The 20,044-nt window shown below is 63.9% G+C and carries 21 protein-coding genes; 4 read left to right on the forward strand and 17 right to left on the reverse strand.

Annotation, left to right across the window (positions count from 1 at the left end):
- Positions 1-306 precede the first annotated feature (306 nt).
- Together BLW09_RS18970 and BLW09_RS15715 are read left to right on the forward strand one after the other, a co-directional pair.
- Complete coding sequence (locus tag BLW09_RS18970) at positions 307-1,569, forward strand: 7-cyano-7-deazaguanine synthase (protein WP_157696967.1); 1,263 nt, start codon at positions 307-309, stop codon at positions 1,567-1,569.
- Positions 1,547-2,293 carry a TatD family hydrolase gene (locus tag BLW09_RS15715; protein ID WP_089914821.1) on the forward strand — a complete coding sequence of 249 codons (747 nt, stop codon included), beginning with the start codon at positions 1,547-1,549 and terminating at the stop codon, positions 2,291-2,293. Before BLW09_RS18970 ends, BLW09_RS15715 begins: the two co-directional genes overlap by 23 nt.
- Before the next feature lie 124 nt (positions 2,294-2,417).
- Here BLW09_RS15715 and BLW09_RS15720 read toward each other — a convergent pair whose 3' ends face one another.
- From BLW09_RS15720 to BLW09_RS15775, 13 genes are all read right to left on the reverse strand, one after another.
- The gene (locus BLW09_RS15720; RefSeq protein ID WP_089914824.1) at positions 2,418-2,864 is read right to left on the reverse strand and encodes a single-stranded DNA-binding protein; all 447 of its coding nucleotides are present in this window, start codon (positions 2,862-2,864) and stop codon (positions 2,418-2,420) included.
- Positions 2,865-2,975: 111 nt separating this feature from the next.
- Positions 2,976-3,446, reverse strand: a complete 471-nt coding sequence (locus BLW09_RS15725) for a hypothetical protein (protein WP_089914827.1) — start codon at positions 3,444-3,446, stop codon at positions 2,976-2,978.
- Positions 3,443-3,847 carry a hypothetical protein gene (locus BLW09_RS15730; protein WP_089914832.1) on the reverse strand — a complete coding sequence of 135 codons (405 nt, stop codon included), beginning with the start codon at positions 3,845-3,847 and terminating at the stop codon, positions 3,443-3,445. Before BLW09_RS15730 ends, BLW09_RS15725 begins: the two co-directional genes overlap by 4 nt.
- On the reverse strand, positions 3,847-5,652 hold the full coding sequence (locus BLW09_RS15735) for a type IV secretory system conjugative DNA transfer family protein (protein ID WP_231946904.1): 1,806 nt from the start codon (positions 5,650-5,652) through the stop codon (positions 3,847-3,849). Before BLW09_RS15735 ends, BLW09_RS15730 begins: the two co-directional genes overlap by 1 nt.
- Entirely contained in the window at positions 5,649-7,097 is a 1,449-nt protein-coding gene (locus BLW09_RS15740) for an ATP-binding protein (RefSeq protein ID WP_157696968.1), read from the reverse strand. Before BLW09_RS15740 ends, BLW09_RS15735 begins: the two co-directional genes overlap by 4 nt.
- Position 7,098: 1 nt before the next feature.
- Positions 7,099-8,631 (reverse strand): SCO6880 family protein, encoded by a 1,533-nt coding sequence (locus tag BLW09_RS15745; RefSeq protein ID WP_089914841.1) that lies wholly within the window; start codon positions 8,629-8,631, stop codon positions 7,099-7,101.
- Between the two features lie 3 nt (positions 8,632-8,634).
- A complete protein-coding gene (locus BLW09_RS15750) occupies positions 8,635-9,684 on the reverse strand; it encodes a hypothetical protein (RefSeq protein ID WP_089914845.1) in 1,050 nt (349 codons plus the stop codon).
- Entirely contained in the window at positions 9,681-10,004 is a 324-nt protein-coding gene (locus BLW09_RS15755; RefSeq protein ID WP_089914848.1) for a hypothetical protein, read from the reverse strand. The genes BLW09_RS15750 and BLW09_RS15755 overlap by 4 nt, the downstream gene beginning before the upstream one ends.
- A complete protein-coding gene (locus BLW09_RS18975; protein ID WP_157696969.1) occupies positions 10,001-10,156 on the reverse strand; it encodes a hypothetical protein in 156 nt (51 codons plus the stop codon). Before BLW09_RS18975 ends, BLW09_RS15755 begins: the two co-directional genes overlap by 4 nt.
- Positions 10,157-10,159: 3 nt before the next feature.
- Positions 10,160-10,813, reverse strand: a complete 654-nt coding sequence (locus tag BLW09_RS15760; protein WP_089914851.1) for a hypothetical protein — start codon at positions 10,811-10,813, stop codon at positions 10,160-10,162.
- An 87-nt stretch (positions 10,814-10,900) separates the two neighbouring features.
- Complete coding sequence (locus tag BLW09_RS15765; RefSeq protein WP_089914854.1) at positions 10,901-12,004, reverse strand: hypothetical protein; 1,104 nt, start codon at positions 12,002-12,004, stop codon at positions 10,901-10,903.
- A complete protein-coding gene (locus BLW09_RS15770; RefSeq protein ID WP_089914857.1) occupies positions 12,001-12,744 on the reverse strand; it encodes a sigma factor in 744 nt (247 codons plus the stop codon). The genes BLW09_RS15765 and BLW09_RS15770 overlap by 4 nt, the downstream gene beginning before the upstream one ends.
- A 466-nt stretch (positions 12,745-13,210) precedes the next feature.
- The gene (locus tag BLW09_RS15775) at positions 13,211-13,408 is read right to left on the reverse strand and encodes a helix-turn-helix transcriptional regulator (RefSeq protein ID WP_089914859.1); all 198 of its coding nucleotides are present in this window, start codon (positions 13,406-13,408) and stop codon (positions 13,211-13,213) included.
- 103 nt (positions 13,409-13,511) lie between these two features.
- Between BLW09_RS15775 and BLW09_RS15780 the strand changes: the two genes are divergently transcribed.
- Together BLW09_RS15780 and BLW09_RS15785 are read left to right on the forward strand one after the other, a co-directional pair.
- A complete protein-coding gene (locus tag BLW09_RS15780) occupies positions 13,512-14,111 on the forward strand; it encodes a helix-turn-helix domain-containing protein (protein ID WP_089914862.1) in 600 nt (199 codons plus the stop codon).
- Positions 14,112-14,116: 5 nt separating this feature from the next.
- Positions 14,117-15,550 (forward strand): tyrosine-type recombinase/integrase, encoded by a 1,434-nt coding sequence (locus BLW09_RS15785; protein ID WP_089914865.1) that lies wholly within the window; start codon positions 14,117-14,119, stop codon positions 15,548-15,550.
- A 31-nt stretch (positions 15,551-15,581) separates the two neighbouring features.
- Here the strand turns inward: BLW09_RS15785 and BLW09_RS15790 are convergent, their stop codons facing one another.
- From BLW09_RS15790 to BLW09_RS15805, 4 genes are all read right to left on the reverse strand, one after another.
- The gene (locus BLW09_RS15790; RefSeq protein WP_089914868.1) at positions 15,582-16,466 is read right to left on the reverse strand and encodes a hypothetical protein; all 885 of its coding nucleotides are present in this window, start codon (positions 16,464-16,466) and stop codon (positions 15,582-15,584) included.
- A 419-nt stretch (positions 16,467-16,885) separates the two neighbouring features.
- The gene (locus tag BLW09_RS15795; protein WP_089914871.1) at positions 16,886-17,722 is read right to left on the reverse strand and encodes a carbohydrate ABC transporter permease; all 837 of its coding nucleotides are present in this window, start codon (positions 17,720-17,722) and stop codon (positions 16,886-16,888) included.
- A 2-nt stretch (positions 17,723-17,724) separates the two neighbouring features.
- Positions 17,725-18,690, reverse strand: coding sequence for a carbohydrate ABC transporter permease (locus BLW09_RS15800; RefSeq protein ID WP_089914874.1), 966 nt, complete (start codon positions 18,688-18,690; stop codon positions 17,725-17,727).
- A 40-nt stretch (positions 18,691-18,730) separates the two neighbouring features.
- Positions 18,731-20,023, reverse strand: coding sequence for an ABC transporter substrate-binding protein (locus tag BLW09_RS15805; RefSeq protein ID WP_157696970.1), 1,293 nt, complete (start codon positions 20,021-20,023; stop codon positions 18,731-18,733).
- Positions 20,024-20,044: the final 21 nt, after the last annotated feature.

Genomic DNA, 20,044 nt, shown 5'->3' on the forward strand with positions numbered 1-20,044 from the left:
GGCGCTGATCGCCACGATGCGGTCGGCCGAAAATCAAGCGGGCGCAACCTTATCCGAAACTATCGGGCGATTTGTGAGTGAATTGGCTTGGCGAAGGACTGTGGTGCAACTGACCACAAGCCAACGCCGAGTCTCGGCACTCGGCTCGTCAATGCGTCGTCTGGAGGAACGGGTGAGGACCTACATCAGCGGAAAGGTCCAGCAAGTCACCGGACAGCTAGTAAATGCGACGCCCCAAACCGTCGCTGACTACGCTTCCAGACTGGCCGCCAAAGCCTGCCGGTTGTTTGGTCGAGGAGACGACAGATGACCAGCCACTCGATTGCGGTCGTGCCGGCCGGCCTTGAGGCTGATGCAGACCAGATCTCTTTCGTTTGGCCACGCGATGGCCATACCGACGCAAACGTAATTTCGAGTCTGTATTGGGATCTCGAAGAGTTTGCCGCTGCCAGTCCTGCCGCACGCGACTTCTATCGAATTGCAGCGGCTGCCTATCTGGCAGATAGCGCAGTGCCAAAGCCAGCTGTGTCGCTTCATCGGCAACTCCGCGTAACCACATTCGTCGAAGATCCGCAGCCGTGGGAAGCTGGGGCTCTCAGTGATCTTGCTGACCTGCTTCACTGGCTCACAGGAGATTCGTGGACCTTCAGTCTCAAACCGGAGGATGCGGGACTCCCGCTCCAAGTTGCCGAGCCAGCTGACCGAATCCAGCTACTTTCCGGAGGTCTCGATTCGCTCTGCGGAGCGGTTATTGGCCTCAGAGACAAAACGAGCATCCGCTTCATCGGACACCGCGACGCCTCGCGCGCAGTTCGACATGCGCAGCGGCTCATCGATATAGCTATTGAAGACGCCCCCTACGATCGCTTCGAATTCTTTCTCCGAGATACTTCACGGCGTAAGAACCACGGTCCGCGATCGCGATCGTTGATGTTCATGGCCCTCGGGGCTATGTCCGCTCACTCTCATGGCGCCAGCACTTTATGGGTACCCGAGAACGGATTCACGAGCATTAATCCGCCGTTGGATGCGGGTCGCGGTGGAACGCTGACAACTCGCTCCACTCATCCCTACACATTCTTCCTCGTGGGCTCCCTCCTGGAAAGTTTGGGCATCGACGTGGAGATCACCAATCCATTCACGTCGATGACCAAGGGAGAACTGGTGGCTGCGGCTCTACCGGATCTTGCGATGCCCACGTTTGCCGATGCCCTCAAATCCTCCTTTTCGTGCGCAAAAGGAGGTACGCAATTTCACGGAGGCGATTCCAACCACAATTGCGGTCTATGTGTGGCGTGCGTCGTGAGGCGAGGCGCTTTCCTGGGCGCGGGTATCCAGGATCCAAGCGAATATGACTGCGAGCTCCTTGACGGCAGCGACCTGGATGGTCTGTTGAAACAACGTTGGCGCGATATCGTGAGCCTTCGTGAGGCGGCAGAATTCGGGATCCCCGAAGAACTGGTCTTGAGTTCCGCTCGGTGGCCCCTCGACACCGACTTCGCCGGCGTGATGGACCTCGTGAGACGCGGCCTCGGAGAGATCGGACATGTACAACTTCCCAGCCCTTGATTGCCACGCGCACGTCGCTCACGACGTGACCAAGGCTCAGGTGAACTCTCTTGAAGGTGCCATCGTCTTTGCCATGACTCGTTCCTTAAACGAGTTCCGTGCTGCATCTAATAATCGTCAGCCGGGCATGGTGTGGGCTATCGGGGCCCATCCGGGCAACTCAACATCCCTCGACCAGTGGTCTGAGGAGCGCTTTCTCCAGCTGGCAAAACAATCTCCGATAATTGGAGAGGTTGGGCTTGATCGTCGGGGGGATCTAGAAACTCAAGTTCGCATCTTCCGGGAGATCCTCATCAATGCTGGTGCCTCGCTGATCTCTGTTCATTCGACGGGGCGAACGCGCCAGGTCATCGATGCCCTCGAAAAGAATGGACACCCTGGCGTAATTCTGCATTGGTTTCTCGGCAACCCCGATGAGGTTTCACGAGCTACCGCGATGGGGTGCTACTTCTCCATAAACGCCGCAATGTCGGACGCGCAATTGACGGCGCTGCCCCTTGACCGCGTGCTGCCGGAAACAGACTTTCCTTCATCGCGCTCGCGAACGCGGGCTCGGGTCCCGGGCGACGTGCTCGCCTTGGAAAAGACCGTCGCCCGCCTCACACGCAGGGACGTCGGCGAAGTGCGCAAGCTTTGGTACCGCAATCTGCGAAGGTTGTCACTCCAGGCAGAAGTGGTCCATCGATTGCCAGCAGGTCTGGCAGCTGCGTTAGAAATGGCATAGGGACGCACTCGAAACGCTAAGTGGCCCAAGTACGACTTACATCGAGGGTGTCTTCAGGCCCACGGCAACATCCCGCTGTGCGTCTGGTGGGGTGCTCAAAGTCGCCCCCCACCAGACGCCAGGGCTAGCTGAGCGTCGCCGAAGCGGCCTGTGGCGACCGCGCATCCAAGCTTGGCCCGGACAAAGCGGCGTCCAGGCCGTCAGCTTTTGGGTTGCGGCGGGCGACCTCCGCGGTGGTGTAGCGGAGCGACGGTCCGACGCTGTCGGCGACGACTTCGGTGGCGGCTCGGGGTTCGCCGGTGGCCTGGTCGGCCCAATGGCGGAACTCGAGGTTGCCGTTGACGATGACGGTGTCGCCCTTGGCGAGGCTGGCGCGGACGTTCTCGGCGGTGCGGCCGAAGACGGTGGTGCGGTGATATTGGGTGTCGCCGTCGACCCACTTGCCGTCTTCGAGCTTGCGGTCGGTGACGGCGACGGTGAACTTGGCGAACTTGGTGCCGTTCTGGGATTCCCCGTAATCGGGGTCGGCAACTAGGTTGCCTTCGATGCTGATCGGGACTCGTGTGCTCATGATTCCTCTCCCTTTCGGTTCGCGCCCGCTGGTGGGGTCGCTTTCACATAGAACTTCCGGTTCAAGGGCGGAAGATGCGCGCAGCGAGCGCGCAAATCGTGGCCCCGACTCTCACGAACCGGCGTGGCTGTCGCGGATCCAGTCCGCCCACTCGGCAGGGACGGCGTCGTCGCCGGCTTGTGGGAGCTCGGTGTGGCCGTTGTGGCATTCACCGTTGTACCAAGTGGCCAGTCGCGGGAGGGCGACGGCGAGGCGTTCGTGCCAGCCGATGGGTCCGTAACCCGCGTCGAGGGTGTCGTAGGACACCAGCCATGCGGTGTGCAGAGCGGAGAGTTCTTCGACGAGGGCGCCGTGCTTGAACCAGCAGGGCGGGATCTTCCGTGTAGCGATGTTGTAACGGTGGCTGAACCAGGCAACCCAACTCCGGAGGTCGGTCCAGACCTGCGGGGCGTCCTCGTCTTCGAGGGTGCGCCAGTTGATGACGCGGATGCCGAGCATCCCTGGACTCTGCCGGGGCGCTTGGTTCTCCCATCCGTCGGCAAGCGAGGCGACGAGGTCGTCGAGCGGGATGTCGTCGCTCACTGCTGCTCCAGAGATGCTTCGATGTAGTGGGCGATCTTGGCCTGAAGCCGGGCGATCGCCTGGATGGAAGCGGTGCGGCGGGAGACGAAACCCGAGAGCGCACGGTCCCGCTCGATCAGCAGATGCACGTACTCGTGGCAGCGCGGGTGCAGTGCGGTCAGGTCCTCGTGCTTCTCGCCAGCAGACCAGCCATGCGAGGCCTGGGTGACGCCTCGGTAGTCCAGGTGGTGCAACTCGAGCGAACGTCGGCTCCCGGCGCCGAGGCAAAGCGCGCAGCGGACACTGCCCTTGCGGTGTTCTTCGTCAAGAAACCAGCGGTCGCGCCGGCCGAACCAGGCCGACGAGTGCAGGTAGCGGCTGCGGTAGGTGTTATCCCGTGAGGGCCGACGAAGGTTGGACATCAGTTTCCCTCCCCCGCTGAACCTCGGCGATCCAATGCGGCTCGATACTGTTCGGCAAACACCAGCTGCTGGTCGAGCTCGGTGAGCTTCTTGCCCGCGCTGACCTGACGGGCGTCGTCGCGATCAGTCCATCCCCGCAGGTCGAGCAGAATGCCCCGGCGGTTCCGGTACGCGAGGAGCCCGACTGTTTCTGGCATGCGGCGGATCTCGTCGAGCGTCATCACGGGCACCTTCTCGTTCTGCACGTTCGTGGAGGACCCGTTGTCGTTGTAGGAGTGCCCGGTGTTCCGGATCCGCCGCGTGCCTAGGAGGGATTCGATGTCGCGGAGGTGGTCGACATCGGACGCGCCACCGAGCAGGAGCTTGGCCGTGGCGGCAGACCAGATCGTGTCGGCCTCGGACCGGGACCAGGCGGTCTCGGCTTGGGAGAGGGCTTGGAGGACGACGATGGTGGAGATGCCGATGCCGCCGCCGTCGGCCATGATCCGCGGCAGCGCCGGCCAGGAGAACATGTTCGCGATCTCATCCAAGATCAGTGCCAGTGGGAGCTCGAGGCGGGACCCGCGAGAGGCGAGGGCCTTGCGGCGCGCGGTTTCGACGATGTCGTCGAGGACGGCGCCGAGGAATCCGCCGACGGAGCCTGCGCCGGCGCCGGTGCCGACGAGGTAGAGGGAGTTGGGTCCGGCGAGGAATGCGTCGAGGTCGAACTGCTCCCCCTTCCCGGGCGTCATCGCGCTCCGTATCGCGGGGATGGACAGCGGGCGGAGTGCACCGAAGACGCCGAACCAGGTGTTGGCCAGGAGCTTCTCGTCGCCGTTGATGATCGCGTCCAGGTCCTCGGACCAGCCGGGCGTCCCTTGGTTGGCGAGCACGCTGACGGCTTCACGCGCGATCCGGGGATTGGACCCCCACCGCGCCAGGGCATCGGTGCCACGCCCCGAGACGGCGGCAGCGTGCAGGAGCCGGGACAGCACGTTGGAGGACACCTGCGCCCATTCCTGGTTGGTCTTGGACACGCCGAGGGCCGTGCCGGCGATGATCGCCTGACCGCGCTGGTCCGCGACGAGCGGATCCTCACATCCGGCCACCGGCGAGATTCGCAGTCCGGAGCGAATACCGGTGAGCTCTTGAGGGTCGAAGACAGTGACCTCGCCGACCCGCGCGCGTTCGCGCATCGTGGCGGAGAGGTTGTCGTTGCGGGTGGAGGTGGTGATCAGTGGGCCGTCCCAGTCGAGGATGGCGTTGATGATGAACCGGTAGCCCTTGCCGGAACGGGGCGCACCCTCCACGACGATCGAGTCCTCGATCGAAACGTAGACGTCCTGCCCGTGTGCGCTGCCGACCCTCCACCCCGCCGCAGCTGGCGACGGATCGACCAGCGACGGGCGAAGCGTCTTGGCTCTACGGAGAGCTGTGCGCGCGGAGGTGTGTTTGCGGACTTCGCCAGGCTTGGCGAGCCCGTCACGGCCGCGGAGCTCGTGGATGAAGTACCGGTCTGATTGCCGGTAACGAAGCCACCAGATCATCCCGACTGCAATCGCGCCGAAAAGAAGGAAGACGGCGAGCAGATCCAGGACGCGGATCAATGTCGCCGGAGCCGTGCATCCCGGCACCAGGGAGAACCCGCTCGGGTCGCCTCCTATTGCCAGTTGTAGGCCGGCGAAGACGCTGCCCGGCTGCCCGGCGCCGTCACAGGTCGCGGTGATGGTCGCGCTCGCGACACCGGTCGTAAGGGCGCCCGCGACGACGATGGCGAACAAGCTGTAGAGGGCAGCGTGCGTCCACGAGGAACTGTGGGGTCTCATGCTCGTTCGCCGCCCATCGCGTCGGTGCGGAAGATGCCGAGTTCGTAGTCCGTGCAGATGTTGCGGACCTTCGCGACCCGGTCCTGGCCGATTTGCCAAAGCCCTTCGCCCTTGTGAAGCTTGCGGACCAGATCGGCTTGGGTGTCGTTCCAGCCCAGGATCTCCCGCGACCGGGCGATCTCACCCGAGTGCTGCGCGTACGAGATCCGGGTCTCGCAGTCCGCGAGGAGACCGAGCGCCCGAGAGTGGAGCGCACTGTTTCGGTCGCCGAGCGCGTCGAGGTCGGCCACTCGGTGCAGCAGGTACCAGTTGGAGGTGCCGAGATGTCGGGCAACCTTCTCATCCTCCACTCGGTCGGCGAGGCCGTCGCCGCCGGATACGTCGTTGAGCAGTTCGACGGCGGCCTCCTCGTGAATGATCACCCGGGCCTGCCGGTTCGCGCCCAGACTGGAGCGGCGGATCCAATTCGCTGTAGCCAGCCGGGCCAGCGCCTGCGCCTCCGGCGATGCGCCTTTCAACGCGGAGGTGTCGACGACCATCATCGGGGCGTCAGCGTCGAAACGGACCGTGGAAGGTCCGTCGAAAAACCCGGTGAGGTCGCCTGAGACCATCCGGCGCAGCGAATGCGCGAGCCGGTGGCCAGCCTCGACCACCTCGGGAGGCTGGTTTTGGTCGGGATCGACGAGACGGTCATACACGTGGGTGATGGTGACCGTGGACTGGCCTCGCAGGGCATCGAGAGCGACGTCGAGGGCGGTGTGCTCGACCGGCTCCAGGTTCCCGCCTTCGCGGAGGCGGCGGATGATCGTCTTCACCGTCGCGCGCCGGTACTGGAGGACGTTCTGGTTCCAGTCCTCATCCGAGAACGACGCGTCCCGCGGGCCTTCGTCGAGGAGGTTGATTCGGGCGGCCTTGCCGGGGCCGACGGAGATGGACGTGCCGCCGACGTACGTCGCGACGCGCAGCCACTCCCCGTTCGGGTCGTGCGGGACTGCGATCTTGCGTCCAAGCCGAGCGAGCCGCGAGGACCAGGATTTCGCGAGCATCGACTTCCCAGTCCCCTTCACCCCGAGGATCGCGACCGAGTGCGAACGGACGGCCTCGGCGGAATACGCGTCCCACGGGTCGAAGCAGAACGGGGCGCGAGACAGAAGGTTCTCCCCGATGTACGCACCGGTGAGGATGTCTCCGGTCTCCGCCAGGAACGGATACGCCCCGCCGAGGACTTTGGAGGAGCACCGGTGTGCGGGTGGGGTGGCGCGCAGTGGGCCACGCAGGTTGTGCGGCTGCTTCCACCCCCAGGCCGGCATCTTCGACGCCGGCAACTCCGCCGACTGAACCTTCCAGCATAAGTTTTTGTCCGATCGGGTGGACTGACGGTGGCGGCCGTTGACGCCGGGCTTCTCGTTAGCTGGGATGCGGCCGATGACGGCTGACTGCTTCATCTCAGTCCCCTTCCAACGGCACCGGCAGCGCCGCGGTGACGAACCCGGCCGCTTGTTGGCCGGACATCGATGCGAGGACGAGGCGGGCTGGGTGCGAGGCCTGCTCGATGTCCGTGCGCGCTCTGGCGAGGGCGTCCTTGGATTCGGCGGAGATGGTGACGAAGCCGCGGTACTGGACGTCGCCGAACCCGTCGACGAGGTCGTGCTCGCGCACGGCCAGGTCTTCCTCTTCGCGGAGGTGGGTGAGCGGGATCCGGGAGGACAGCTTCATCCGGATCGTCGCGGCGGTCTCCATATCCGATTGGGCGCGGTTCAGCTGGGCCAGCGCCTTGTGCGTTGCCACCGGGCGAACCTGGAGTGTGATCACCCGCGTGGCATCCCCGGCGTAGAGCAGGGGTTCAAGGAAGCCGGTGCGGACGTCGGTGCGCGGCCATTCAGCGACCCAGAACGTCTGATGCCAGGACTCGTCGACACGCATCGTGTCCCAGCCCTCGTCGATCCCCATCACCGGTGATGGCGCCGAGACGATGTCGGAGTCCTGCTCGCGCCGCGTCGCTGCAGCGACCGGGTCAGCGGACAGCGCGTTCAACTCGTCGAGCTCGTCAGCGGTGAGCCAGCCGGCCGGAGTGAGCCGGGCGTGCTCCATCGAAGTCTCGATCCCCGCGACGCGTTCCTTGAGAACCGCAGCTAGACCAGTGAGACCCTTGCCAGCGTCGCGGATGGCGCTGTTGAGGGCGGCAGTGTCGAAGGTGAGAGTGATGTAGTTGGTGAACCCCATCGATCGCTTCGACGCCGCCTGCGTCAGCGCCCAATACTGCTCGCGCAGTTCCGCGCTCACCTGCGGGCCGAACTCATCCTCGCGGGCGACGAGGTAGTCCTTCAGCTGGGTCGACGACGCACGGTCAACTCTGATGCGGATCGTGGTCTCCCGCACACCTGGGAGGTTCTCCAGGGAGCTGAGCCATTCGACGAATCCGTCGTAGGCGGCCTCTTGGGTGCCCTTGTCTCGCAGCGCCCACGCTCGGCACCCAACTCGGACAGTGATGGATGCGAGTCGGCCGCGGGCGTTATAGATGAATCCGCCCGCGCCCGGGATCTGGATCACCTGCACGTCGCCGAGCGCACCGGGAAGCAGGAACCTGGAGGTGACGACGGGTGTCACCGCTGCCGCCTGGGCTTGGCCGACGCTCAGGGATGCCATGGTCACTCGGAGCCAGACGTCGCGGCGGAAGGTGGTCTGGCCGGTGAGGCTGCGGTAGGCGTAGCGGGCGGCCTGTGCGGCGATGACGAGCACGGGCTCACGCCGGTAGGTAGCGAGCGCGAAGAACACCACCAGAGTGATGAGCGGGAGCATCACCCAGAACGCGTTGGGGTTGATGAACAGGGTTGCCAGCAAGATGGCGACGGCGGCGCCGATGACGACGAGTTGCAGGAAGGTGAGGCCAAGGAAAATACCTCGTCGCTCCCGGGCAGCAAAGCGGACCCGAGGGGCGCCTTCGTCGCTAATAAGCTGGTCGGCGGTGAAGCTGGTCATGAGCTATCTCCCAACCTTGATGACCCGAGCGGCGGAGCGGACCGGAGCGGCCGCGGTGTTCACCCGCGAGAACTGGTCGCGGACGGAGAACCGATGGTGAAGCGCTGTGCCGACCTCGGCGCCGGCGAAGGACACGAGCTTCGTCGCCCACAACGGGGAAAACGAGGCAGCGATCACAGCCCCGGCAGCGACGAGGATGACCCCGATGCTGAGGCTCGCTTTCGTAAGCTCCACGGCAAGGAGCACGACACCAGCGGCGAGTGGTTTGGCGATCAGCAGGCCGACCGTCAAGTTCATCCATCGTTGTGCCCAGGCGGTGAGCTTGGGCTGTCCGATCATCATCAGCCCGACCGGGGCCATCGCCGCCAGGGCGAGGAGCCCGAATTCGCGGATCGACATGGCGATGAAGAGGAAGAGCGAGGCGATCATCATCAGGCCGACCACGAGCAACGCCATGACGTACTCGCCGACCGAGCCGGGGCCTTGGGCGCCTTGGGTGGCGATGGTGAAGATGACGCCGCCTTGGGTGAATTGGGCGTTGTGCATGACCGCGTTGGGCGCTTGCTTGGTGATGTCGAGGAGCCCCACCACCCGCAGCAGCCCTTTGCTGAGGTCGCCGCCTTGGACGGTGGAGGTGAGGCTGGTGGTCACGGCGTCGGTGACTCCCGATGCCTTATGCATCCCCCACACACAGATAGCGGAGAACGGGATCGCGAGGGCAGCGCCGGCGGCGGTGCGCCCGATCCGCGCCCAGTCCTGCAGGATCATCGCGATCCCGATCTGTACGAGCGCGACGATGAGGATGACGGGGGCGGTGACGGCGATCCAGAACAGGAACTGCGAGTGGGCGATCTCCCAGCTGCTTTGGTCGATGTTGGTGTTGAACGAGCCGGCGATCATGGTGGCGATGAAGTCGCCCAGGTTGCGGATCGTGGAACCCATGAACTGGGCGACGGTTTGCGAGGCTTGGCAGCCGAAATCGGCCATGAAGCAGCCGTAGTTCGGCGAGAACGGATCCGGCGGAGCAGCAGCAATGGCGAGCATGATTGTCACGCCACGTGAAGTGACTGGCCCCAGTTGATCAGTCCCGCGATCCCGGCGGCGACGGCAACACCCGCGACGCAACTCACCACCCCGACGATGCCCATCTTCTGAACACGTCCGTTGCTGGAAATGTGGCCGACGACGATGAACCCGGCCGCGATCAGGCCGCCGATCACGCCGAGGGTGAGCACGATGGCGAACACGACGTTAGCGATCGACTGTAGGGCGCCGACCCCGGGGCCGGAGAAGTCGGGTGACGGGTTGTTCACCGTCAGCACGTTGACCGCGCGTGCATGCACGGTGACCAGGGCTTCGTTGAGTGCGTTCATGATTGGGTTTTCCTTTCGGCGGGATCTGTTCTCGATTCGGGTTCTTCGGTCTCGGTCATTCGTCTCGCCTCCAGCAGCCCGGAACCGGCGATTCCGAGGAGTGTGATGCCGACGACGAGCAGGAGGCCGAGCAGGTTCAGCAGGAGGTTCATGGGCTACTCCCCGCTCGCGTTCGCTGCGTCCGTCGCGGACGCTGGCAGCGGGACGGTCAGACGCAGCGGCAGCCCCTCGGAGGGGACGTTCATCGTGAGCAGAAGCCGGTCGACGCCGGCCGGCAAGTACCACGCGGCGGCGAAGGAGCGCTCCTTGTCGTTCGGAAGTGTCCAGGTCGACTTGCCGCGGAAGAGCCCGCTCGGCAGCCACGCGACCCCAGCAGCCTTCGCGACATCGGGTCCGTCGGCGGTGTCGAGGACGGCCGGTTCGGGACGTCCGTCGAACTGCGTGCCTTTGAGCGTGGTACCGGTGACGTCCTGGTAGGTCTGGTTTCCCTGCGAGGGCTTCCATTCACCGGTCATCGTGAACTTCACGAAGATCACTGGCGTCCCCATCGGGAAAAGTTCCTGGTTCGATCCCGGGAGAGTGCATCGGCAGCCGTGCTTCGCCTTGAAGGTCTTGCCGGGGAAGACCTGCACGTAGACGGTGTCGACGATGCCGTCAGCTGCGGGAGTCGCGTCGCTGGACGGAGCCGCGGCCGGTGTGTCCGGTGCGATGATCGTGAACGAAGGCTTCGGCGCTGGAGCACTTGCTGCGCAGCCCGTCAGGGCAAGCAATGGGAAGAGAGCCGCGACTGCGATCAGCTTCTTGTTCATCTCGATTCACCTCGGTTTCGTGTGCGCCTTCACTTGGAACTTCCGGTTCGGCGCAGCTTTTGGCGCGCACCTTCCGGACTTCGTTGGTCAGGGCACCTGGATGTGTTGGTGGTTGCAGGTATCGGGGAAGTCGCTGGTGAAGTTCACGAGTACGCCGAGCGACACGTGAGCGCGTGCGCGGCAGTCGCTTTGACCGGCCGATGAGCCGTGCGGGGCGTACGGGTCCAGCACGTGAACCAGCTGCACCGAGAGGACGTCGGCGCCGGTGAGGGACTGCCGGTTGATTGCGTAGAAATCCACCGCTTTGCCCTTCCAGTGCGCCGACTTGGTTCCGGCGCCGGGGGTCATGCCGGTGCAGCGCCGGTTGAGGTCACTGACGCCGACCTGTCGGAAAGACTGGACGGCGACGGCGATCAGCTGGAGGACGTGGACGTCGATCGCGCAGTCCGGGGTCGCGGTCCCGTCGGCCATGTTGATGACCTGCTGCTGGTAGCGCGGCTCGAGGAAGTTCAGCTTCTTCGCCTGGATCGCGCCGACCAGGACAGCGGCCGCAGCACGGGCATCCGCCGGCACCTGACAGGTGCCCGCGGCCGCCCCAGTCAGCGCCGCCAACACGTGCTCGGCCGGTGTCCAGAACAGGGCGTAGTGGTTCGGGTCGGCATTGATCTGGACCGCGTGCGCGACCAGGGTCGGCGCAAGCGTCTGCCAGTCCGGGACGTGCAACATGCGCGTGTAGAATGCGGCGGCTGCGGTCGCCGGGTCCATCCGCTGCGCCGAGGTGCCGTAGCTGGCGCCTTGTTGGAAGACGCCGATGGTGGTGTTGTCGACGGCGTCCCCGTGATCGAGGTTCCGCAGCCCGGACTCGCCGATCGCGACCATCAACGCGAGAGTCTGGCCATGTGGCGGCACGCTCATCTGCTGGCCGACGGTGATGATCGTTGCTGCGATCTTCAATTGCTCCGGTCCGTACCCGTCCACGTTCTGGCCGGCCTCGACAGACGGGGCGGATCCGCCGCACACTCCCCCGCCACCACCGAAGCCGCTCGCGCCCATTGCGAGCACCAGCGACGCCGGGACGGCGACGAGCGCGACCGGAACGATCAGGACGATGACCGCCGCGACGATTAGCAGGTTCCGGGTCGTCTTCGGGTGTGACACCGCGTGAGCGGCGGCCGCGCCGACGCCGATCACGCTGCCACCTCCTGTTCCAGGACGGTACGGGCGATCATCAGCAACCGCTTGGCGGTCGCGATCCGCGCTCGCGCCGAGCCGGGATGGACGTGCAATCGCGCGGCGATGGTTTCTGCGTCGTCGCCGATCATCGCTGCGACCTCACGAAACCCACCCGTCTCGGGCACGCACGAGACGATCACGGACCCGGTCAGCGGTAGTCCCGCGTCCGCGGCCGCGAGGGCGGCGAGTACGGTGCGTGCGGTCTGGCACACCCGGTCATGGATGGTGCGGACACTGCGTTTGGACAGCTGATGTGCGCCCGCCACTCGCTCGGCGTCACCGTCTGCCAGACTCAGGTCGCTCATCACGTGCCAGTCAGAGGGGCCGACAAAGTCGGCCACCAGCACCATCCACCGGTGCGCATCGAACCGGCGGATCATCACCTCCAGCGGGTCAATGTCCGAGCCGGACTCAACGTCGTCCGGCATCTCGTCCATCGGGACGCGCTTGCGCTCAATCTCCCGAAGCACGACGTGACGGGTGATGCCGAACACGAAAGCGTGCGGCGAACCGCGCTGAGGGTCGAACGTCGAGGATCGGTGCCAGACCGTCTCCCGGGCGATTTGGAGCACGGGGTCGACCTCGTTCGGCCAGCCGCGCAGTTGGTAGCGGACGTACGGTCGCAACGTGTCAACTTCACGGAGCAACTCCGTGAGGACAGCATCGGGCCGCGTGCGGATTTGGGTTCCTCCAGCCACGAGATCACAACCTTCCTTTAACGGAGGTGGCTTATGCGAAGGACCGGGTTCGAGCCAGGATGGCTCGTGAGATTGCGCTGGGTCAGCGCGAATGGGCGCGCGGGAGCGCCCGTGAAGATGGGTGGTTGCGTGAGCCAGGCGTCGCCGGGGAGGTCGGGGCGGCGCGCCCGGATTCGGTGATGGAGCAGTGACTTCGACTCTGAAGTTCGGGAGTCTCAGTCACGATGCGTTACCGCCGCCCTGACTCGAATTGGGAGCCGGGCGTCACGGTGATCGGGGTAAGAATCAGCCGCTCCATTTGGTGCCGCACGCTACCCCCGAACAGGGGCCGCGCTTGGATGGCGCGCCGGGTGAACCGATGGTTACTGACAGCTCTCGCACTGCAGGTCATCCATCGGGTCGAGCGGCACGACATAGCCGTCCACGAAGTCCTGGATGGCACCGGGATTCGCGGGGGTGAGGCCGGTCACGCCGGCACTGCGGTCCCGGTCTGTACCGTCGCCTCCAGCCATGCGATCACCTCCGTACGCTTGTACACCACGCTGTGCGGCGTGGGCTTGTAATAGCGCGGACCCTTGCCCTTGTAGCGCAGCTGCGCCAGGGCAGCCACCGAAAGCCCGGTCAATTCGGCCACATCGGTGGGCCGAATGAATTCTCCTGTCATCTCGATATCCTCCGTTTCAACAACTAGAGAGCTCTTGATCTGCGAAATCGACGATAACGCTCATATGCTGGATTGACAAGCAGGGACGCGCTACTCTGTCGAAATGGCGGATTTTCGTTCGGAACCCAACGTCGGCGCGCGGATCAAGTTGGCACGGAGGGAGCGCGGTTACCGCACCACTCGCGACTTGGCAGAGGCAGTCCCGGGGGGAAACATCACTTCGGCGATTCTCGAGAACATCGAGTCGGGTCGGAAGGCCGACATCAGCGTCAGCCAGTTGCTCAACATCGCGCGGGCGCTCAACGTGCCGCCGTCGTACCTGCTCGCACCGATCGGCAATCCGAACTCGACGCTTGACCTGCCGAACCTCAGTTCGGACTTCGATGGGATGACCGCCGCTGAATTTGACTGCTGGTTGTCCGCGACTCCCGCGAGTTCCTACAGACCTCGCCTCGCGGCCGAGCGAACCGACATCAACGTCCTGGCCACCCTCCGAGAGTTGGGAAGCCTTCGCAGGGAGCTGGAGCGGCTGCACATCGTTCTAGCTGTGCAGTCTTCGTCCGGAGATCCCGACGTTGTTGAAGGCAACGCTGAGATCCAGCGGCGCATCGACGGCATCGAGGCGGAGGCTCGCCGGGTAGCAGGCCTCCTGACGTCGGGCGGACTGACTGGCGTCGTTGCCGGCATCGGTTCTGAGAGCTAACCATCATGGGCAGTATCACTGCGTACGAGTCCGCGGCCGGCAAACGCTACCGGGTCCGATACCGCAAGCCCGATCACTCGCAGACCGATAAGCGGGGCTTTCGGACCAAACGGGAGGCCGAGCTCTTTCTGGCCTCTATCGAGACGAAGAAAGCGACTGGCGAGTACATCGATCCGACAGCGGCTCGCGCGACAGTCGATCGACTCGGGAAGGCGTGGCTGGCGTCGCGCTCGCACCTAAAGCCGTCATCTGCGTATGTCTACGAGTCCGCCTGGCGGCTTCATGTGGAGCCGCGTTGGGGCGCGACGATGATCGGCAAGATCCGCCACAGTGAGGTCCAGACGTGGATCACTGAGCTGAGTGAAGGCATCGGGGAAAGGAAGCCGAAGTCCCCAACGATCGTCCGACGAAGCCACGACATCCTCGCTGGCATCCTCGACACCGCCGTCCGGGATCATCTCATCCCGTCGAACCCCGCTCGCGGCGTAAAACTCCCCCGACGCCGATCCCGCGAACACGTCTACCTGACAAACGCACAGGTTGGCAGTCTGCTCGCGGCGTGCGGGGAGCATGCACCCATCGTGGCGACACTCGCATACACCGGCCTTCGCTGGGGTGAAGCATCAGCCCTGCGAGTCCGTGATGTGGACACCCGCCGGCGTCGGCTCTCAGTCGCAGAGAACGCCGTCTATGTGAACGGGTCGATTGTCGTGGGCACTCCCAAGACCCATGAGCGGCGGAGCGTTCCATATCCCCAATTCCTGTCTGTTCCGCTCGCGGACGCTTGCGCTGGCAAAAGCCGCGACCATCTTGTCTTTGACGATCGAAATGGCGCCTACCAAAAGACGCCTACGATGGCAGTCAACTCGTGGTGGGACCGCGCGCTTCTCGAAGCCGGCCTTCCCCCCATGACAATTCACGACCTGCGCCACACGGCAGCTTCGCTCGCCGTCAGCGCGGGCGCAAACGTGAAGGCTGTGCAGCGGATGCTCGGTCACGCGTCGGCAGCTATGACCCTGGACACCTACAGTGATCTCTTTGATGACGACCTCGACGCAGTTGCCAACCGGCTCAACGAGGTCGCGTCCGCCACTGTCGACATCATTTGGTCAACGCGAATCAGCACTGACGCAACCTCCGTGGGACCTACCGACTCGGCGTATCGCGAAGCGGTGCTCGATTGCATACGAACGACCCAAACGTCAGACTTTTTCTCAACAACTGAGGAGATGGCGATGGCCGAAGGGGTCCTGCAGTTCCACATGTACAAGTCCACGGCTGCCCAGCCCTACCACTGGACACTGGTTGTAGCTCAGAACGGAGAGGTCATATGCACCAGCGAGAACTACTCGAGGAAAGCTGACGCGAAGCACTCGATGGACCTCGTGCATGCGCACGCTGGTGACACCAAGTATTGGGACCACACGGGAGAGAGCTAGCACTTCATGGACGCCGCGACGTGGATTGCAGTTAAATCCCGGGCGGCCTGGGCTCTACATCGCCAGAAAGCTGTCCGGACTCTAGCTCCGCGCGAAACTGACGCATGGCTCGGCGCGCGCCCGCAAAGGTGCTGTTTTGGCTCACATCCAGCAAAGGTTTGCCGACGAGGCCCTTGGCGTATCGAACGCTTCCCCGTAAGCCAAGGAATACAGCAAGGCGCACCCTGAACGGAACCTCGCGAGAAATGCCAACGTAGGGCAGACGGACGTAAACAAGCTCGATCGCGGCATATAACGCCGCCACGTAGAGGAACGGCAAGAGAGCCAAGGGCAGCCAGACAGTCATGGCTGCAGTCAGTCCCAGTTCCTCGAAGTTCAAATGCTCGCGCTGGAGGACTAGCCAAACGGTTGTGTAGACGATCCCAGCTACACCAATGCTGGCGAGGAGCGCACTGGCTACAGTGACTCCAACCTTTCGGCCGCGTGCCTCGAAAACTGACACGCACGCGCTGAGCCCAACGATGACGATCTGAACACCCAACTCGCCTGCGAGCGTCAATGACGCGAGGTTGATGTAAAAGGCGAGGGCCGCACCGATGCCGATCACCGCTCGAAGCGTCCGTCGTACGAGTACTGTTCCCGTCTCAGCGTCAACCGATCGCCACAGAAGCGGGAATGCCACCGTGAGCATGACAAGGATCGTGTCTTTGAGGAGCGCTGCTTGCCACAAATGCACCGTGCTGGCCAGCCAGACAACGGCCGCCCCGTAGAGCACATAAAGAAGGAACAACACGGTGATGCGCGAAGCGAAGAGCAGCTTCACCATGACTTTGAGCTCTGATCGGGCGATCAGAGCAGTAAACAGGGCGACGCCCGCAATGAGGATGAGCGATGCTGCCTCACGATTGGTCAACATGGTTCGGCAATTATCGCTGCAACCACGGACAGCGCCCGGTTGCACGACAGCGACTAATTTCCCACATCACCCGGCTGCGTTTTCAAGTGTGGGCAAAATGTGGGCAAAATGGCCCGACTAAAGAGAAAACGGCGGCTGTTCAACAGCCGCCGTTCCCAGTGTTTTCAAGCTATGTAGCGAGGGCGGGACTCGAACCCGCGACACCACGATTAGGTTCCAGGAGATCTCGTACTGTGAGGTGCGGCGAGTTTCGCTTGATTTTCCGCGGATTTCGATCGTTCTGAGCGACCTTGAGTCTTGTTGGAATCGATTCAATGTGCGGGGTAAATGCGGGGTGAGTGCGCGAATCGATGTCTCGCGAACCCGGGCACAAGAGGCATGGCAGGACAGCGAAGAGAAGGTGCAATCGTGTGCGGTCGTCAGCTCTTGATGCCCCCGGCGAAGCCCTGGATGAACTTCCGCTGCGCGAAGACGTAGAACACCAGCACGGGGACCATCGACACGATGATCCCAGCGAAAATGATGTTCCACGCCGACACGTTGGCACCGACGAATCCGTAGATGACGACGGGAAGTGTGGCGCTCGCTGACCCCGAGAGAAAGATCAGCTGCGTGAAGAAGTCGTTCCAGATGATCAGACCTGCGAGGATCGCCACCGTTCCGGTCGCGGGGGCGAGCAGCGGAAAGATGATGCGAAGGAAGGTCTGGAGCCGTGAGGAGCCGTCCATCTGCGCGGCCTCTTCGTATTCACGAGGGAGGGACCGCGCAAATCCGGTGTAGAGGAAGACGACCAACGGCATCAGAAGCCCGCTGTACAAGACGATCAACCCGAACGGGCTCCCCACAAGCCCCAGAGTGCGCAGGACGACGTAGACCGGCACCATCCCCAACTGGAACGGAAGGATGATCCCGACCAGAAAGAGGATGTACAGGGTGTTGCTCAGTCGGCCGGGCAAGCGAGCCATCGTATAGGCCGCGATGGATCCGAAGGCGATGAGCACGACCAGACTCCCTGCCGTCACGACCACGCTGCTGATCAATCCCCCGGGGATGCTCCCGGTCGCGGAACCCGCCCACGCGTCGCCGAATGCGGACACGCTCGGCGGACGCGGCAGGGCGATCGCCGACGACAGGAAGGCGTCGGAATTGCCCTTGAACGAGACGTTGAGGAGGAAATAGAACGGGATCATCAGCACCATGGCGACAATGATCGTGACGATCTCCAGCGCGAAACCTCGGCTCCCATAGCGGTGCATGGTCAGTCCTCTCGTTGACGCAGCAGAGTGACCTGGAGCACCGCTGCCACGACGATCAAAAGGGTCAGAATCAGCGACAGGGCCGAGCCGTAGCCGAACCTCCCGTTCACGAAGGTCTCCTTGTAAACGAGGGTCGCGAGCGTCTGGGTCGAGTTGAAGGGGCCGCCCCCGGTCAGCGCCAGCACCTGGTCGAAGATCCGCAGACCCTGAATCAGTGTGAGGGCCGATGCGATGACGATCGTCGGCCGAAGAAGCGGCAGAACGATCCGACGGAATCGGGACCAGGCCGAGGCTCCGTCGACCGCTGCGGCCTCTTCCAGCTCGACGGGTACGGTGGCGAGACCGGCGAGGTAGATCACCATCGTCAGGCCGATGTTCTGCCACACCACCACGACGACGATGGTCCAGATCGCCGTATGGGGATCGCCGAGCCAGGCCACCGCCCACGAGTCACGGCCTACCGCTCGAAGCACCTCGTTGAGTGGGCCGTTCGGCTGGAAGATGAACTTCCACACGTACGCAACGCCGAGTGGGCTGAGCACGACCGGCAGGAAGATCAGTACGCGGAGGACGTATCGGCTCTTCAACGTGCGATTGAGCGCCAGCGCCAGCCCCAGACCGAACACGTTTGTGAGGACGACGAAGCAGACGGCCAGCAGTAGCGTGTTCCAGAGAGCTTGGACTGTCTCGGGAGACCTGAAGGCGGCCGCGAAGTTGTCGAAGCCGACGAAGTTGAAGGTGCCGAGACCGCTCCAGTCGGTGAAGGCGAATACCGAGCCTGCTCCGACCCCGAAATACTGGACGCCGATGGTCAGGACGACGGCCGGCGCGGCCCACCACCAGGTCGCCGAACGATGACCGGTGGCCCGTTTCTGCGCGCGCCTGCTGCGGCGCACCGCCCGGCCGAGGTCGCGAGCCCCGGCCGGGTGTGCGGAGTCGAGTGCGACGCCCTTTGTCTGGCTGGTCATAGCACGAGCTCGAGCGTGCAGCAGGTCATCCGACGCGCCTTCATCCCCATGCCGCATCCATGGACTGGAGGACTTGCGACACGGTGGTCTGACCGGTCAACAGACCCTGGACGCCCGTGCCGAGCGCGTCGTAGACGGACGCGTTGGGCCACAGCAGGTTGGGCAAGGGAGCGTTGCGCTCAGGGTTGGTCAGGTACGGCTCCAAGCTCGCGTACTGGTCGGGCACGTGCGAACCGTTCAAGACCGTGGTCAGCGACAGGTTGCCATTCGCCTTGGCGAACGCGTCCAGGTTCTGTGGCTCCGTCCAGAACTTCAGCAATGCTTTCGCCGCATCGATGTGTTTGCCGGCCGCGTTGATGGCCAAAGCGTTGGTCGGGGACGCGAAGAGGAAGGTGTCGCTCGCCTTCACACCGGGTAGGGCTGCGACCGAGATCGTGGCGCTCGGTGCCAGTTGAGCGAGCTGGGAAGCGATTCCCGCCGGCGCGAAGATCGAGAGGATCTTCCCAGACGCGAACACCGGGGTCACCGTCTCCGGGGAACCCCCCTCCGAGCCCGGCTGGAAGCATCCCGAGTCCTTCATCTTCACGAAGGCCTCCAGCGTCGACTTCCACCCCGATGACCCGGCGAACGTCACCTTGCCTGCGGACCGCTTGGCGTTCCAGTCCGGTTGTGCCGCGTACACGCGGGAAGCGGCGAGTTGGAGAGCGGCCAGGCCAGTGTTGCTGGATTGAGCCCCGGCGAGTCCGAACAGGGAGGTTGCTCCGGAGGCCGGGACGGCGGTGCACTGCTTGAGAAGGTCAGCGAAGGTGGAGGCGGGTTTGATCCCGGTCGACCCGAACGCGGTGGAATTGATGACCTCGGAAATCGGCGCGATGTCGACGGGGACAGCGGTGAGTGCTGCGCCCTCGTAGTAGAGGTCATGAGCGCTTTTCGGGACCGTGGCGGTGGCCCAGGATTCCTTCGACAGATCGACGAGCTGCCCCGCCTTGGCGAAGACGCCGAGCGAATTGCCCGAGCCCGTGCCGGGCGAACCCCAGACCACGTCGGGTGCGCTTCCCGCCTGGAATTGCGTCCGGATCGTCTGGGAGTAGCTGTCGGTAGGGATCTCCTGCAGCCGGACGGTGATGCCCTCGTGATTGCTCTTGTTGAACTTGTCGATGATCTCTTGGTAGGCGCTCGTCTTCCCGAATCGAGTCTCGGTGGCGAGGGTGATGGTGACCGGGCCGTCGGATTTTCCCGTGCCGGAAGCACTGCAACCGGCAAGTGCCAGGGCCGCAACCAGCGGAACGGCGAATGGAAGCAGCCGTCGGCGGGTGAGTGGGTTCGATTTCATGATGGGGTTCCCTTCTGACGT

This window comes from Leifsonia sp. 21MFCrub1.1 (assembly GCF_900107895.1).
GTDB classification, from domain to species: domain Bacteria; phylum Actinomycetota; class Actinomycetes; order Actinomycetales; family Microbacteriaceae; genus Leifsonia; species Leifsonia soli.

What these genes read in the sequence shown, in the direction of transcription:
- BLW09_RS15745 (WP_089914841.1), bottom strand. Translation starts at nt 8,631, where the DNA reads ATGACCAGCTTCACCGCCGACCAGCTTATTAGCGACGAAGGCGCCCCT.
- BLW09_RS15715 (WP_089914821.1), top strand. Translation starts at nt 1,547, where the DNA reads ATGTACAACTTCCCAGCCCTTGATTGCCACGCGCACGTCGCTCACGAC.
- BLW09_RS15800 (WP_089914874.1), bottom strand. Translation starts at nt 18,690, where the DNA reads ATGACCAGCCAGACAAAGGGCGTCGCACTCGACTCCGCACACCCGGCC.
- BLW09_RS15775 (WP_089914859.1), bottom strand. Translation starts at nt 13,408, where the DNA reads ATGACAGGAGAATTCATTCGGCCCACCGATGTGGCCGAATTGACCGGG.
- BLW09_RS18970 (WP_157696967.1), top strand. Translation starts at nt 307, where the DNA reads ATGACCAGCCACTCGATTGCGGTCGTGCCGGCCGGCCTTGAGGCTGAT.
- BLW09_RS15785 (WP_089914865.1), top strand. Translation starts at nt 14,117, where the DNA reads ATGGGCAGTATCACTGCGTACGAGTCCGCGGCCGGCAAACGCTACCGG.
- BLW09_RS15740 (WP_157696968.1), bottom strand. Translation starts at nt 7,097, where the DNA reads ATGAAGCAGTCAGCCGTCATCGGCCGCATCCCAGCTAACGAGAAGCCC.
- BLW09_RS15720 (WP_089914824.1), bottom strand. Translation starts at nt 2,864, where the DNA reads ATGAGCACACGAGTCCCGATCAGCATCGAAGGCAACCTAGTTGCCGAC.
- BLW09_RS15805 (WP_157696970.1), bottom strand. Translation starts at nt 20,023, where the DNA reads ATGAAATCGAACCCACTCACCCGCCGACGGCTGCTTCCATTCGCCGTT.
- BLW09_RS15780 (WP_089914862.1), top strand. Translation starts at nt 13,512, where the DNA reads ATGGCGGATTTTCGTTCGGAACCCAACGTCGGCGCGCGGATCAAGTTG.
- BLW09_RS15730 (WP_089914832.1), bottom strand. Translation starts at nt 3,847, where the DNA reads ATGTCCAACCTTCGTCGGCCCTCACGGGATAACACCTACCGCAGCCGC.
- BLW09_RS15735 (WP_231946904.1), bottom strand. Translation starts at nt 5,652, where the DNA reads ATGAGACCCCACAGTTCCTCGTGGACGCACGCTGCCCTCTACAGCTTG.
- BLW09_RS15755 (WP_089914848.1), bottom strand. Translation starts at nt 10,004, where the DNA reads ATGAACGCACTCAACGAAGCCCTGGTCACCGTGCATGCACGCGCGGTC.
- BLW09_RS15760 (WP_089914851.1), bottom strand. Translation starts at nt 10,813, where the DNA reads ATGAACAAGAAGCTGATCGCAGTCGCGGCTCTCTTCCCATTGCTTGCC.
- BLW09_RS18975 (WP_157696969.1), bottom strand. Translation starts at nt 10,156, where the DNA reads ATGAACCTCCTGCTGAACCTGCTCGGCCTCCTGCTCGTCGTCGGCATC.
- BLW09_RS15790 (WP_089914868.1), bottom strand. Translation starts at nt 16,466, where the DNA reads ATGTTGACCAATCGTGAGGCAGCATCGCTCATCCTCATTGCGGGCGTC.
- BLW09_RS15795 (WP_089914871.1), bottom strand. Translation starts at nt 17,722, where the DNA reads ATGCACCGCTATGGGAGCCGAGGTTTCGCGCTGGAGATCGTCACGATC.